The sequence below is a fragment of the Burkholderia sp. YIM B11467 genome (genome assembly GCF_052952715.1).
In genome coordinates this window covers 1-14,819 of the sequence record NZ_JBQVSQ010000018.1, presented here as the reverse complement: position 1 = coordinate 14,819, position 14,819 = coordinate 1, and the positions used below count along the sequence as shown (strand labels likewise).

12 protein-coding genes are annotated in these 14,819 nt (G+C 66.6%); 5 read left to right on the top strand and 7 right to left on the bottom strand.

What is annotated here, in order from left to right; genetic code table 11:
• The first annotated feature begins 355 nt into the window (after positions 1-355).
• Positions 356-1,048, top strand: a complete 693-nt coding sequence (locus tag ACTRWB_RS35895; protein WP_343495185.1) for a TetR/AcrR family transcriptional regulator — start codon at positions 356-358, stop codon at positions 1,046-1,048.
• A 101-nt stretch (positions 1,049-1,149) separates the two neighbouring features.
• Here ACTRWB_RS35895 and ACTRWB_RS35890 read toward each other — a convergent pair whose 3' ends face one another.
• Genes ACTRWB_RS35890 through ACTRWB_RS35880 form a run of 3 tightly spaced genes read right to left on the bottom strand, consistent with a single transcriptional unit; the run spans position 1,150 to position 4,807 of the window.
• Positions 1,150-2,340 carry an acetyl-CoA C-acetyltransferase gene (locus tag ACTRWB_RS35890; RefSeq protein WP_412025954.1) on the bottom strand — a complete coding sequence of 397 codons (1,191 nt, stop codon included), beginning with the start codon at positions 2,338-2,340 and terminating at the stop codon, positions 1,150-1,152.
• An 18-nt stretch (positions 2,341-2,358) separates the two neighbouring features.
• On the bottom strand, positions 2,359-3,126 hold the full coding sequence (locus ACTRWB_RS35885; RefSeq protein WP_129517526.1) for a 3-hydroxyacyl-CoA dehydrogenase: 768 nt from the start codon (positions 3,124-3,126) through the stop codon (positions 2,359-2,361).
• Between the two features lie 13 nt (positions 3,127-3,139).
• Positions 3,140-4,807 (bottom strand): acyl-CoA synthetase, encoded by a 1,668-nt coding sequence (locus tag ACTRWB_RS35880; RefSeq protein ID WP_446904682.1) that lies wholly within the window; start codon positions 4,805-4,807, stop codon positions 3,140-3,142.
• A gap of 145 nt (positions 4,808-4,952) precedes the next feature.
• Between ACTRWB_RS35880 and ACTRWB_RS35875 the strand changes: the two genes are divergently transcribed.
• Both ACTRWB_RS35875 and ACTRWB_RS35870 read left to right on the top strand, forming a co-directional pair.
• Positions 4,953-5,957, top strand: coding sequence for an AraC family transcriptional regulator (locus ACTRWB_RS35875; protein WP_446904681.1), 1,005 nt, complete (start codon positions 4,953-4,955; stop codon positions 5,955-5,957).
• A gap of 90 nt (positions 5,958-6,047) precedes the next feature.
• Entirely contained in the window at positions 6,048-6,218 is a 171-nt protein-coding gene (locus ACTRWB_RS35870; RefSeq protein ID WP_446904680.1) for a hypothetical protein, read from the top strand.
• 32 nt (positions 6,219-6,250) lie between these two features.
• Here the strand turns inward: ACTRWB_RS35870 and ACTRWB_RS35865 are convergent, their stop codons facing one another.
• From ACTRWB_RS35865 to ACTRWB_RS35855, 3 genes are all read right to left on the bottom strand, one after another.
• On the bottom strand, positions 6,251-7,660 hold the full coding sequence (locus ACTRWB_RS35865) for a purine-cytosine permease family protein (RefSeq protein ID WP_419689927.1): 1,410 nt from the start codon (positions 7,658-7,660) through the stop codon (positions 6,251-6,253).
• A gap of 316 nt (positions 7,661-7,976) precedes the next feature.
• On the bottom strand, positions 7,977-9,368 hold the full coding sequence (locus ACTRWB_RS35860) for an aspartate aminotransferase family protein (RefSeq protein ID WP_446904679.1): 1,392 nt from the start codon (positions 9,366-9,368) through the stop codon (positions 7,977-7,979).
• Positions 9,369-9,463: 95 nt separating this feature from the next.
• Entirely contained in the window at positions 9,464-10,969 is a 1,506-nt protein-coding gene (locus tag ACTRWB_RS35855) for an aldehyde dehydrogenase (RefSeq protein ID WP_446904678.1), read from the bottom strand.
• Between the two features lie 384 nt (positions 10,970-11,353).
• Here ACTRWB_RS35855 and ACTRWB_RS35850 point away from each other — a divergent pair, with 384 nt between their 5' ends.
• A complete protein-coding gene (locus ACTRWB_RS35850) occupies positions 11,354-11,953 on the top strand; it encodes a hypothetical protein (protein ID WP_446904677.1) in 600 nt (199 codons plus the stop codon).
• Between the two features lie 102 nt (positions 11,954-12,055).
• The gene (locus ACTRWB_RS35845) at positions 12,056-12,427 is read left to right on the top strand and encodes a nuclear transport factor 2 family protein (protein ID WP_446904676.1); all 372 of its coding nucleotides are present in this window, start codon (positions 12,056-12,058) and stop codon (positions 12,425-12,427) included.
• 106 nt (positions 12,428-12,533) lie between these two features.
• Here ACTRWB_RS35845 and ACTRWB_RS35840 read toward each other — a convergent pair whose 3' ends face one another.
• On the bottom strand, positions 12,534-14,363 hold the full coding sequence (locus ACTRWB_RS35840) for a methyl-accepting chemotaxis protein (RefSeq protein WP_446904675.1): 1,830 nt from the start codon (positions 14,361-14,363) through the stop codon (positions 12,534-12,536).
• Positions 14,364-14,819 lie beyond the last annotated feature (456 nt).

The window sequence follows — 14,819 nt, the reverse complement described above, 5'->3', positions numbered from 1 at the left end:
CTGTGGGGTCGGTGATGTCGTCAGCCCGGTCTGTGCCGGTGCGTGCCATGCCTGATTCGGGGGCAAGCCCGCCCATGTGCGGTGCATGTCCCGGTCGTTCGCGAAGTTCGTCCGACAAATCGGCGGGAGGGTTAACGTTGCCTTCCGCCGCTCGTCGAATCCTGTCCGATTGGACAGGTTTTAGACGATCAAAATGACCAAAGCAATGTCTTTCTTGCGTGGATCGATAGAGCGAGAAACGTGCCATCGCAACGCAGCATCGCTGCGGATGCGTCGTGTCCGCACACGTGCGTTCGACGCGAATCAGCGGCTAGAATGAAGCCCAACGCGGCATGCCCGCCGCGCGAGGGCAACGATGAGACATGACGAGGCGGCAGCCGAAGCGACCGGCCGTGACGAAACGACCGTGCCATTGCGGCGACGCAAGGCGCACATCCGCGAGTCCAACGAAGCGCATCTGCTCGCCTGTGCGGAGGCCGTGTTCGCGGAGCGCGGGCTCGACGGCGCGAGCACCGCGATGATCGCGGAGCGCGCCGGCCTTCCGAAGGCGAACCTGCATTACTACTTCCCGACGAAGCTCGCGCTGTACCGCCGCGTGCTCGACGACCTGTTCGAGGAATGGCATCACGCGGCCGGCTCGTTCGAGGCCGACGACGATCCGGTGGAAGCGATCGGCGGCTACGTACGCGCGAAGATGGCGCTGTCGCGGCGGCGCCCGCTCGGCTCGAAGGTCTGGGCCAACGAGATCATCCAGGGCGCGGAGCACATGCAGGACATCCTGTCGCAACGCGTGAAGCCGTGGTTCGACACGCGCGTGAAGGTGATCGACGGCTGGATCGCGCGCGGGCTGCTCGCGCCGATCGACGCGCATGCACTGATGTACCTGATCTGGGCGACCACGCAGCACTACGCGGATTTCGACGCGCAGATCCGCGCGCTGAGCGGCAAGCGCGCATTCACGCAGAAGGCGTTCGACGAGAAGACCGAGCAGGTCGTGCAGTTCGTGATTCGTGCGTGCGGCGCCGTGTCGCCGCACGCGAAGCGCTAACGCAGCCGCACGATCCGGCGCAAACAAGACGGGCGACGGGCCGCGCGCAGGAGCTCCCTGCGCGATACCCGTCGCCCGTATCGCAGCGTGTGTGCGAGACGTTACGCGATTCGCTCGATCGCGATGGCCGTCGCCTCGCCGCCGCCGATGCACAGCGACGCGACGCCGCGCTTCAGGCCGTACGTTTCGAGCGCGGCCAGCAGCGTCACCATCACGCGCGCACCTGACGCACCGATCGGATGGCCGAGCGCACACGCGCCGCCGTGTACGTTGACCTTCTCGTGCGGCAGGTCGAGATCGCGCATCGCGGCCATCGGCACCACCGCGAACGCTTCGTTGATCTCGAACAGGTCGACGTCGCGCAGGTTCCAGCCGGTTTTCTCCGACAGCTTGCGCAGCGCGCCGATCGGCGCGGTCGCGAACAGGCCCGGCTTGTCCGCGTGGGTCGAATGCCCGACGATCACGGCCTTCGGCGTAAGGCCGAGGCGCTCGGCTTCCGAGCGGCGCATCATCACGAGTGCGGCCGCGCCGTCCGAGATCGACGACGCGTTGGCTGCCGTCACGGTGCCGCCGTCGCGGAATGCCGGCTTCAGCGTCGGGATCTTGTCGAGTTTCGCCTTGCCCGGCTGCTCGTCGATCGACACGATGGCTTCGGTCTTGCCGGCCTTCACGGTCACCGGTGCGATCTCCGACACGAAGTGCCCTTCCGCGATCGCGCGTTGCGCGCGCGTCAGCGACGCGATCGCGAACGCATCCTGTGCTTCGCGCGTGAACTGGTAGGCCTGCGCGCAGTCCTCGGCGAACGTGCCCATCAGGCGGCCTTTTTCATACGCGTCCTCGAGCCCGTCGAGGAACATGTGGTCGAGCACCTGGCCGTGACCCATGCGCATTCCCGCGCGCGCCTTCGGCAGCAGGTACGGCGCATTCGTCATGCTCTCCATCCCGCCCGCGACGGCGACGCCCGCCGACCCCGCCAGCAGCAGGTCGTGCGCGAACATCGCGGCTTTCATCCCCGAGCCGCACATCTTGTTGACCGTGGTCGCGCCCGCCGCGAGCGGCAGCCCGGCCTTCAGCGCGGCCTGCCGCGCCGGCGCCTGGCCCTGCCCGGCCGGCAGCACGCAGCCGAACACGATTTCATCGATGCGCTCGGCCGGCACGTTCGCGCGCTCGAGCGCCGCACGAATGGCCACCGCGCCGAGCTCGCTCGCGCTCGCCGCCGCCAGGTCGCCCTGAAAACCGCCCATCGGCGTACGCGCCATACCAACGATTACGATCGGATCCTGAGTCGTCATGATTCGCTTCCTCCAGTGTCAGCGCGGTGCCATGCGCAACGCGCCATCGAGACGGATGACCTCGCCGTTCAGCATCGTGTTCTCGGCGATGTGGCGCACCAGCGCCGCAAATTCTTCCGGGCGGCCAAGCCGCGGCGGGAACGGCACGCTCTTGCCGAGCGCGTCCTGCACGTCCTGCGGCATGCCGGCCATCATCGGCGTCGCGAAGATGCCGGGCGCGACCGTCACGACGCGGATGCCGAACCGCGCGAGTTCGCGCGCGATCGGCAGCGTCATGCCCACCACGCCGCTCTTCGACGCCGCATACGCGGCCTGCCCGATCTGCCCGTCGAACGCCGCGACCGACGCGGTGTTGACGATCACGCCGCGCTCGCCTTCCGCATCGGCGTCCTGCTTCGACATCGCGTCGGCGGCCAGCCGGATCATGTTGAACGTGCCGACGAGATTGATCGACACCGCGCGCGCGAAACGATCGAGCGAGTGCGGGCCTTCGCGGCCGACGACCTTCTCGCCCGGCGCGACGCCCGCGCAGTTGACGAGCGCGTCGATGCGGCCGAACGCGTCGCGTGCAGCGGCGACGGCCGCCTGGCCATCGGCTTCGCTCGTCACGTCGGTCTTCACGAAGCGCGCGGATTCGCCGAGCTCATGCGCGAGGCTCGCGCCGGCATCGTCATTGACGTCCAGCAGCACCGCCTTGCCACCTTCGGCGACGACCATGCGCGCCACCGCGGCGCCGAGGCCCGAACCGGCACCCGTAATCAGAAAAACGCGATCCTTGATATTCATTAGCAATCCGTATTCAGGGTTGAGCGGCCTTCTCGGCTTCCATCTTGCGCAACACGAAGCGCTGGATCTTGCCGCTCGGGGTTTTCGGCAGCGCGTCGACGAAGTCGATCGCGCGCGGATAGGCGTGAGCGGACAGCCGCCGCTTCACGTGCAGGCTCAGTTCCTCGGCCAGCGCCGGTGTGTCGTCGAAGCCCTTCGACAACACGACGAACGCCTTCACGATCTCCGTGCGCTCCGGATCGGGCACGCCGATGACGGCGGCCTCGCTGACGGCCGGATGCTCGATCAGCGCGCTTTCCACGTCGAACGGGCCGATCCGGTAGCCGGACGACGTGATCACGTCGTCCGCCCGGCCGATGAAGCTCACGGTGCCGTCCGGCTCCAGCTCGACGTTGTCGCCGGTGCGGTAGTAGCCGCCCGCGATCGCCGGCGTGTCCTGCTGCCAGTAACCGTGGAACCACAGCAACGGCGAGCGCGCGATGTCGATCGCGAGGTTGCCGGGCTCGCCGGGGCCGAGCTCGCGGCTCGCGTCGTCGAGCACCGCGACGCGATAGCCCGGCATCGCGAAACCGGCCGATCCCGGATGGACGACGTGCGCGAGGCCGTGATGGTTGTTCACGACCATCCCGAGTTCGGTCTGGCCGTAGTGATCGTAGATCGGCGCGCCGAGCGCCGCGTCGAACCAGCGCACGACTTCCGGATTCAGCGGTTCGCCCGCGCTGCTGACCACGCGCAGCTTGCCCTTCACGCGCGCCGCCGCTTCCGTACCGGCCGCCATCAGCATCCGGAACGCGGTCGGCGAACCGGCGAGGCTCGTGATCCCGAGTCGTTCGATCACGTCGTACGTGCTGTCGACCGTGAAGCCGCCCTCGTGGAGCGTCGTCGCGTGGCCGAGCAACAGCGGGCCCGTGATCGCGTAATAGAGGCCGTACGCCCAGCCCGGATCGGCGATGTTCCAGAACCGGTCGCCGTCGCGCAGGTCGACCGCCTCGCGCATGTAGGCGCCGAACGCGAGCAGCGCGCGCAGCGGCACCGGCACGCCCTTCGGCAAGCCCGTCGTGCCGGACGTCGACATCATCATGAACAGGTCCGTGCCCTTGCGCGGCACCGGTTCGAACGTGTCGGACTGCGCGTCGAGCGCCGCGCGGAAATCGATGTCTCGGGCCGGCAGCGCGTCGCCCGATTCGCGCACCGTCGCGACGGGCGGGCACGCGGCGATCTCGTCGAGCTTGGCGCGATTCGCGACGTTGGTCACGACCAGGCGCGCGTCGCTCATCCGCAGCCGGTGCTCGATCGCCTTCGGGCCGAACGCGGTGAACAGCGGCTGATAGACGGCACCCGCGCGCCACGTGCCGAGGATCGTCGCGACAAGCTCGGGCGTGCGCGGCAACAGGCCGGCCACCACGTCGCCCGGCTTCACGCCCTGCGCGACGAGCAGGTTGGCGACGCGGGCCGACAGCGCCTGCATCTGCGCGAACGTGAAGCTGTGGTGCTGCCCGCCCGCATCGATCCAGTCGAGCGCGATCGCGTCCGCCGATGCGTGCCGGTCGCAGCATTCGACGCACGCGTTCAGGCCGCGCTCCAGGTCGCCGTGCAGCTGCGTCGCGGCGGTCTCGATACTGAACCGGGCCACGGCGTCGGCGTAGGCCGGCACCGCCCGGGCGGTTGCTCCATCAGGCATGCGTGTCTCCTGTGCGTTATGGCCGCCGGCGAGCCGGGGGCGCGACGGGGGATACATCGATAGTAGACAGCCGTGACATTGCAATCAATGACAAACAGAATCTAGAATCGTGATCGCTTTTGCCATGTCGGGAGGATGCAGGAAAATGGGGCCGCAGATGATTTCGCCGGATTTCGTCGACGACGCGCTCGCGTGCCTGCGCCGGCAACGCATCCCGACGGCGCCCGTGCTACGCGCCGCCGGCCTGCCGGCCGCCGTGCGCGAGCCCGTCACGCCGCAGCAGTACGGGCGGCTGTGGCTCGCGATCGCCGGCACGATCGACGACGAATTCTTCGGGCTCGCCGCGCGCCCGATGCGACACGGCAGCTTCACGCTGCTGTGCCACGCGGTGCTCGACGCCGGCACGCTCGAAAAGGCGCTGCGGCGGGCGCTGCAGTTCCTGCGCGTGGTGCTGGACGAGCCGCACGGCGAGCTCGTCGTCGCCGACGGGCAGGCGCAGATCGTGCTGACGCAGTCGGGTGCGCCGTATCCGGCGTTCGCGTACCGGACCTTCTGGCTGATCCTGCTCGGCGTCGCATGCTGGCTGATCGGCCGGCGCATCCCGCTGCAGCGCATCGATTTCGCGTGCCCGAGCCCCGACCAGCGCAGCGACTATCACCAGTTCTTCGGCGTGCCCGTGCATTTCGACCGGCCCGACAGCCGGCTCGCGTTCAACGCCGCGTACCTCGCGCTGCCGACGATCCGTTCCGCGCAAGCGTTGAAGACTTTCCTGCGCGGCGCGCCCGGCAACCTGCTGGTGCGCTACCGGCACGACACCGGCTGGGTCGCGAAAACGCGCGCGCACCTGAAGGCGCTGCCGGCCGCCGAGTGGCCCGACTTCGACACGCTGGCCGTCCGCCTCGGCACGACGCCCGCGACGCTGCGGCGGCGTTTGCGCAGCGAAGGGCAAAGCTTCGCGGCGATCAAGGACGAGCTACGTGGCGCGCTCGCCCAGTCGCTGCTGCGCGGGCACGCGCTCAGCGTCGCGGAGATCGCGGCCGAGCTCGGCTTCACCGAGCCGAGCGCGTTTCATCGTGCGTTCCGCAAATGGACGGGCACCAGCCCCGGCGCGTTCCGGCGTGACGTGCATGCGGCGGAGGCGGAGACTTGAATCGCGGGCGCGATGATGCGGCTGGCGGTCATCTCAGTGAGCGCTCGGTGAAGGCGGACATCCCGTCGCGCGACGCTGATCGGCGCGGCAATGTCGGCACAAGGCATCGACGCGGCCGCCGCCTACCGCGCGGCGAGCGCGACGCTGCTGCGCAAGTTCACGGCCGACGCGAACCAGGTTCGCGCCGGCAAGCTCAGTCACTATCTCGGGCTCGACGGGCTCGAAGCCCACACCGAACGCCTGCGCGCATTCGTGCCGTGACATAACGCCTGCGCCATCGCCGCGCCACGAACTCAGCGGGAGATGCCGTCAACACTCGCGGCAACGCCATGCAGCGGCCGCGAGAACAGCTTGCAGCCCGCGTAGTAGACGAGCGACGTCAGCGACAGTCCGACGATCCACGAGACATCCGCGCCACCGAGCCGGCTCGCCAGTTCGCCCGTATAGAGATCGGTCGCCATGAACGGCGCCTGCGCGACGATCCCGATGAAATACGACCCGACCGCGATCGTATTGAAACGCCCGTAGATGCCGCCGTCCTGCCGGAAGAACGAATCGACGTCGTACTCGCCGTGACACACGAGGTAGTAATCGACCAGATTGATCGCCGTCCAAGGCACGAGCACGTACAGCAGCAACAGGATGAAGTTCGTGTAGCCCGCAAGGAAATTGTCCTGCCCGAACAACGCGATCGCGAGCGCGATGGCGCACAGGACGATCGCGGTGATCGCCCGCGCACGCGCCTTGCCCGACCACGACGGAAAGAGCGTCTGCAGCACGGTGATGGCCGACAATGCGCCGCAATACAGTTCCATCGCATTGCTGGCCGCGATGCCGAACGACAGCACGACGATCACGAGCACGCTGATCCCTTGCGTGAGACCGGTGAGGCCGCTCACGACGTTGCCGTCGGGCGTCGCGAGGCCGACCAGGCAGCCGAGCAGCATCGGGAAGAACGAGCCCAGCACGCAGCCCCAGTAGCTCGACCAGAACGCGGTGCGCGGCCCCGTATCGGGCGGCAGGTAGCGCGAATAGTCCGACACGTAGGGCGCGTAAGCGATCTGCCACAGCGCGGCGACCGACATCGCACCGAGGAAGCCGGACAGGTTCAGCGAATGCTTCGAGAACGTATCGGCCGGCAGCCCGTGCACGAAGATGATCCATACGAACGCCAGCACGAGCACGCTGCCCGAGCACCAGCTCAGCAGCCGCGCATACGCGTGGATCAGCTTGTAGCCGTAGATCGATCCGAGCAGGCTGATCAGGCCGATCACCACGACGCCGGCGTCGAGCGGCATGTCCGGGCTCAGGCTGTGCAGCGCCTGCCCGCCGAACACGCAGTTCGACGCGAAGAAACCCACATACATCACGACCACCAGCGCGACCACGAGCAGCGCGCCGAACGACCCGAACTGCCCGCGGGTCTGGATCATCTGCGGCACGCCGAGCTGCGGCCCCTGCGCGGAGTGCAGCGCCATGAAGACCGCGCCGATCAGGCTGCCGACGAGCGTGGCGAGCGCCGCCCACCAGAACGGCTGCTTGAACACCGTCGTCGCGAGCGATCCGGTGACGATCGTCAGCATCATGATGTTCGACCCGAACCAGATCGTGAACAGGTCCTTCGCGCTGCCGTGCCGCTCGGTCAGCGGAATCGGCTGGATGGTGCTTTCCTCGAGATGAGCAATGGACTCGCCCTGACTCATGTCGTCTCCTTGTTTCTGTTGTGATGTTCGCGGTTCGCGGGCAGTGGTGGCAATGCACTCGATGTGACGCGAACGCTCTGGTCCGCGTGAGGCATGCGATCTTCAGTTAGTGATTTTTTGTTATTTGCAATCCTAACTACTTAATGAAAACCACCACATCGTTCGATCGCGCAGTTATACCCCTGAAGCCCGCTCTTCGGCGTCTCGGATATCCGCTCAGGAGAAGGCAAGCAACCGGCCAATCTCCGGAGCGAAACCCGCCGACCATTGCGCTCCCGCCCGCCTGTCGCCGGACGAAAGCGCGTCGCTCAACCGGTCAGCAGTCGATCCCGAGCACTTCGCGTGCGGTTGCATCCACCGCCTTGCGCATCGTGCCGACCAGTTCGTCGATTTGCGCGTGATCGATCACCAGCGGCGGTGCAACGATCAGGCGGCCGTTCGTCGAACGCACGATCGCGCCGAGTTCGAAGCCGACCGTCCGGCTGTGCCAGGTCAGGTCGGCCTCATTCTCGAAGCGTTCACGCGTCGCCTTGTTCTTCGCGAACTGGATCGCGCCGACCGCGCCTACGCCCTGGATCTCGCCGACCAGCGGATGGTCGTCGAATGCATCGCGCAGTGCCTGCTGCAGATACGGGCCGGTATCCGTCCTGGTCCGCTCGACGAGGCGTTCGCGCTCGAGCACGTCGAGGTTGGCCAGCGCGACGGCCGCCGCGACCGGGTGCCCCGAATAGGTCAGCCCGTGCGCGTAGACGCCGCCCTTCTCGACCAGCGCATCACCGACGCGCCGGCTCATGATCAGGCCGCCCATCGGCACGTAGCCCGACGTCAAGCCCTTGGCCATGCAGATCAGGTCGGGCTCGAAGCCGAAGTGACGGTGCGCGAACCACTCGCCGGTACGGCCGAAGCCGCCGATCACTTCGTCCGCGCAAAGCAGCACGTCGTACTGACGGCAGATGCGCTCGATCTCCTGCCAATAGCCGTCCGGCGGAAAGATCATCCCGCCCGCCCCCTGGAACGGCTCCGCGACGAACGCGGCAACGCGATCCGCGCCGATCTCGAGGATCTTGCGCTCGAGCGACAGCGCCGCCTGCTTGCCGAATGCCTCGGGGCTCAGATCGCCGCCGTTCGCATACCAGTACGGTTCGTCGACGTGCGTGATGTTCGGAATCGGCAGGTCGCCCATTTCATGCATGAACGCCATGCCGCCCAGCGACGCGCTGCCGACCGTCGACCCGTGATAGCCGTTCACGCGGCCGATCAGCACCTTCTTCTCCGGCTTGCCCATCACGTCCCAGAACCGTCGCACGGTGCGGATCAGCACTTCATTCGATTCGGATCCCGAATTGGTATACACGACATGACTGAAGCGATTGCCGAGCAGCGCGAACAGCCGCTCCGACAGCTCGATCACCGACGGGTGCGTCGTATGAAAGAACATGTTGTAGTAGGACAGTTCCTTCATCTGCCGCGCGGCGGCGTCGATCAGTTCCGGCCGGCCGTAGCCGACATTGGTGCACCACAGCCCGGACATGCCGTCCAGATAGCGGTTGCCGTCGTTGTCCCATAGATGGACACCTTCGCCGCGCACCATCACGCGCGCGCCTTCCTGGTTCAGCGCCTTCTGGTCGACGAATGCATGCAGGTGATGGGCGGCGTCGCTGCGTTGATAGTCCTGCGTCGTACGATGCGGAAAATCGGGTGCATTCATGGGCAAGTCTCCGGTTCGTTTTATGGATAAAAAGCGTGGTCAGGCATGCCGCGGAAGCCGCCGCCGCACGGTGCGGCACGGCCCGCCGCGTCGAATCAATAGCTGATCCAGGTCGTCTTGAGGCCCGTGTACTTGTCGATCGCGTGCAGCGAAAGATCGCGGCCGAAGCCCGACTGGCGGAACCCGCCAAACGGCGTCTGCGCGCTCAGCGCATCGACCGTATTGACGGACACCGTACCGGCGCGCAGCCGGCCCGCCACGCGGTGCGCGCGCGACAGGCTGCCGGTCCAAAGCGACGCCGCAAGGCCGTAGATCGAGTCGTTCGCAAGCCGGACGGCCTCGTCCTCGGTGTCGAACGCCATCACCGACAGCACCGGCCCGAAGATCTCCTCGCGCGCGATGGCGTCGTCATGCTTCACATCGATGAAGATCGTCGGCTCGATGAAGTAGCCCTTGCCGTCGACGCGCGGCGCGCCTCCACCGATCGCGAGCGTCGCGCCATCGCGGCCGCGCGCGATCCACTCGCGCACGCGCCGATGCTGCTGCTGGTCGACGATGGCACCCATCCCGCTCGACGGATCGAGCGGATCGCCCGGCATGAACGCGGCCGCATGCGAGATCAGCCGGTCTATGAACGCGTCGTGAATCGAGCGCTGAACCAGCAGCCGCGAGTTCGCGGAACACACCTCGCCCTGGTTGAAGAAGATGCCGAAGCACGCCTTGCGTGCGGCGAGGTCGAGATCGTCCGTGTCGTCGAACACCAGGTTCGGGCTCTTGCCGCCGCATTCGAGCCACACCTGCTTCATGTTCGACTGCGCCGCATACTCGAGGAATTTCTTGCCGACGGCCGTCGATCCCGTGAACGCGAGCACGTCGACGTCGGGATGCAGCCCGAGCGCACGCCCCGCGGTCTCGCCGTAGCCCGGCACGACGTTCAGCACGCCGGGCGGCAGACCGGCCTCGAGCGCCAGCTCCGCGAGACGCAACGCGGACAGCGGTGATTGTTCGGCAGGCTTCAGCACGACGCTGTTGCCGGCCGCCAGCGCCGGCGCCACCTTCCACGCGACCATGTCGAGCGGGAAATTCCACGGCACCACGGCGCCGACGACGCCAAGCGGTTCGCGCGTGACGACCGCGAGATTGCCGGGGTCGGTCGATGCGACTTCGCCGTTCAACTTGTCGACGGCCTCGCCGTACCAACTGAACAGCCCGCCTGCGGCCGGCACGTCGATGCTGAATGCGTCCGCGACGCGCTTGCCCATGTTGAGCGAATCGAGCAGCGCGAGCTCCGCGTCATGCGCTGCGATGAGTTCGCCGAGCCGGCACAGCACGCGCTTGCGCTCGGCCGGCGCGCAGCGCGACCAGACGCCCGATTCGAATGCGTTGCGTGCTGCGCGCACCGCATCGTCGACATCCGGTGCGTCGCACGACGCGACTTCCGCGATGACGGCCTCGGTGGCCGGATTGATTGCGGCAAACGTCCGGCCGCTTCGGGCCGGCACGCTACGGCCGCCGATATGCGCGAGCGTTCTCGGGGTGACCTGCGCCGCGAGTCGCCTCCAGTCCGCGTGCTGATGGTTTTCTGCTGAAGTTGGGTTCATTCAAGACTCCGTTGTGACGACCAGGCGTTTGTGCGTTGTTCTCCGCCTGGATTCGACCCGACGAAAGACGCCAGCGGGCATGACCAAGGTCCATGACCGCCGCGAATCGCGGCAGTCGTCCGGTTGCCAAACTGTCGGGCATCAAAAAGAGATTTGAAAGAACAGTTTTTCTTCTCACTGAAGAGGTTATTTCTATTCATCCGGCTGTCGTGCAGCGGGTTTTCCTGCCGCTTCGCGATCCTGGTGCCGTTTGTTTGCGTTCGACCGCATCGTCTTGCCGGTGCGATGCCACGTGCCCCCCGCTGCGACGCGTGGCCGGCACAACGTTGCGCCGCGGCCCGTCCGACCACATACTGGTCGGCCTGTACGAACAAGGGTGCGTCGATGCTGAGTGTCGATCAGGGTGCCGCTTCGCTCTTTGGCGTGATCGGAACTGCCGTGTCTTTGCTGGCAGCGATTCCGTACGCGCTCGCGATCTACCGGCGCACCGTTCGTCCGCATCTGTTCACGTGGCTCGTATGGTCGGTCGTCACGGCAATCGCGGCCGCCGGCCAGTTCGTGGCGGGTGCGGGGCCGTCCGCGTGGTGTACGGCGGCGATTGCCGTCACGTGCTTTCTGACGCTGGTGGCCAGCGTCTTTCGCGGGGAACGCGGCTGGACAGGCCTCGACTGGGTTTTTCTGGGCGCAGCCCTGTCGGCCATTCCGCTATGGATGCTGACCGACGATCCGACGGTCTCGATCTGCCTGGTCACGCTGATCGAGCTTGCCGGCCTCGGCCCGACCGTGCGCAAGACGATCCGCGATCCGTGGAGCGAGAGCCTCGCGTATTTCGCGCTGTGTGTGCTCAAGTACGCGCTGGCGTTGCTGGCACTGAGCACGTGGAGTGTCGCGGTCGCGTTCTATCCGGCTGTCAACATCGTCGCGTCGATCGGCATCTGCCTGGTGATGCTCGTACGGCGTCAATCGCTATCGAGCGTGCGGTAGGTGTTGTCCGTCGGTGCTGTGTCCGGAGTACGCTGCTTGCTGCAACGAGTCGCCGCCGATGAGCGGAACCACCAACCTTCAGAGACCCTGAGAGACCCCGACATGGATGCAATCCGTACCGTCATCGAACCCTACGAAGCCGCACTACGCACCGCGATGCTGGCCAACGATGTCGACGCGCTCGATGCGCTGCTGGACGACGAACTGGTGTTCACCGTCCCGACCGGCCAGGTCATCTCGAAGGAGGACGATCTGTCCGCGCATCGCGCGAAACTTCTGCGCCTCGACCAGCTCGATTTCCACGAGACGCGCGCATGCGCGATCGACGAGATGATCCTGACCACGACGAAGGCGACGCTCGCCGGCCGGTTCGACGGCACGGCGTTCGACGGTACGTTTGCCTATACGCGCCTGTGGCGTCGATCGGGCGCCGGCTGGCGCGTCATCGCCGGGCATGCTTCGCAGGTCATGTAGGCTGCACCCGGTTCCGGCCATCCGAGCGTGCATGCGCGGGTGAAGGCCCGGGGCAGACTGCTGCGCCTGCCCACGCCGGGGGTAGACGTAGCCAGTGCGCGTCTCGTCAAGCGGACTGCAACCTCGACGCACGGCTGTCTTCAAGCTTGAACTCGCCGACCGTCTGCGCGAGCTGGGCAGCCTGCTCGCGCAGCAACGTCGCGGCAGCCGCCGACTGTTCGACGAGCGCCGCGTTCTGCTGCGTCGCGTTATCGAGCTGCGACACCGCCTGATTCACTTGCTCGAGCCCCGTGCTCTGCTCCTTCGCGGCGACGGTAATTTCGGCAATCACGCTCGTGATGTTGCGTACGCCCTCGACGATTTCGTCCATCGTCGCGCCGGCCGTCTGGACGAGCCCGGAGCCCCCCTCGATCTTCTCGACCGACGAGTGAATCAGCTGCTTGATTTCCTTGGCCGCCTGCGCGCTGCGCTGCGCGAGCGCACGCACCTCGCCCGCGACGACCGCAAAGCCGCGGCCGTGCTCGTTCGCACGTGCAGCCTCGACCGCCGCGTTCAACGCGAGAATGTTGGTCTGGAACGCGATGCCGTCGATCACGCCGACGATGTTGGCGATCTCGCCGGACGCTTGCGTGATGTCGTTCATCGTCGAGACGACCTCGCTGACGACCGTGCCGCCGCGCAACGCGACATCCGACGCCGATTCCGCCAGACGACTCACCTGGCTTGCGGCATCGGCCGAATTGCGGGCCGTGCCGGCGATTTCCTCGAGCGCGGCGGCAGTTTCCTGCAAGCTCGACGCCGCGTGTTCGGTCCGGCTGGACAGATCCTGGTTGCCCTGCGCGATCTCGGCGCTCGCGAGGTTGACGGATTCGCTGAACTCGCGGATCTGCAGCAGGATCGTGCTGATCTTTTCGGCGAACAGGTTGAACGCATGCGCGATCTGCGCGGCTTCGTCCGATCCGTCGGCAGGCAGGCGTTTCGTCAGGTCGCCGCTGCCGCTCGAGACATCCGTGAGCGCATCGCGAACCATCAGAATGCGCTTGAAGGCCGCGTTCGTCATCGCGCCGACGAGCGCCGCCGCGATGACGGCAACGATCAGGATGGCAGCCAGCGTCGTCGTCGCAACCGCACGCATGCCGGCCGTCACGTCCGCCTTGTCGAGCGCGAGCAGCAACGACCAATCGGTACCGGCGATCGGTTGCGCACGGACCAGCTTGGTGGCCCCGTCGATGTCGACCGCGACGGGCGCGGACGTTGCCTGCAGCGCACCGAGGTGGTCGGAGTCGAGCGCAGGCGAGAGGTCGGTCGCGGGCTTCATGATCAGGTCGGTCTTGGCCGATGCGATCACACGCCCGCTCTTGTCCACCATGAACGCGAAGCTCGCCGGCGTCGGATGGACGGAGGTCACGATCGAGCTCACGCTCTCCATGAACAGGCTGGCCGCCAGCACGCCCTTCACTGCGCCGTCGCGCACCACGGGCACCGCGAACGCAACAGCCGGCTTCCCGGACGTCGCATCGCGGTAGAGTGCCGTCACGACCAGGTGCCCCGCGCTGACGGCTTGCTTGTACCAGGGCCGTGCGGTCGGGTCGTAACCGGGCGCGAGCGGGACGTTCGAGAATGCGGTCTTGTCCGGCAGGCCCAGCGTCAGCACCTCGAAGCCGCCCGACTTGCCGAGCAACTTCAGCGCCGGCAGCGGGTCGCCTTCGCCGATCGCGATCGTGTCTGCGAGCGCCTGGGTTTCCCGGCTTCTGCTGGCCACCCATTCGTTGATCGCCAACGCGTGCCCGGCGAGGATCGACTTGTGATTCTGGTCGATGGTCTCGTCGTTGTGGTTCTTGACGACGTAATAGACCAGCCCCCCCGTGACGGCCAGCGCCGTGACCACAATGGCGACGCAGGTCGCAAGTATCCGAGCGCGTATCGACGACAGCATGATGACTTCGATCTCCGTAACCACGTTATTTGAATGGAGTCGCCGAAAGCCGGCAACGTCCTGTTTAACGACAGCGGTTGCGGGAACTTAAGGCCTGACTGGCCAGACCAGTGTGGGCGGCAGATCGGCGGGGACTACGGAGTTGGGCGAGGACAGACTGATCCGGAGAGATCAGACTACCGTGCTGGCTGTCCGTGAGGCGTACAAGGGAGAAGGTGCCAGGAAATTTCGGTGGCGCAGTGCTGCGGATCGCTCGAGAGCGGCGCGGGCCTGAGTCGACATCATCGGTGCCCAGTTCGGCTACGTTGCCGCTGCCGGCGCGCGTACATTTCGGCCGTAGAAGTGCAAAAACCCCCGCCTTTCGGGCGGGGGTTTCTGGCTTAGGGAGCCTGACGATTACCTACTTTCACACGGGAATCCGCACTATCATCGGCGTAGAGTCGTTTCACGGTCCTG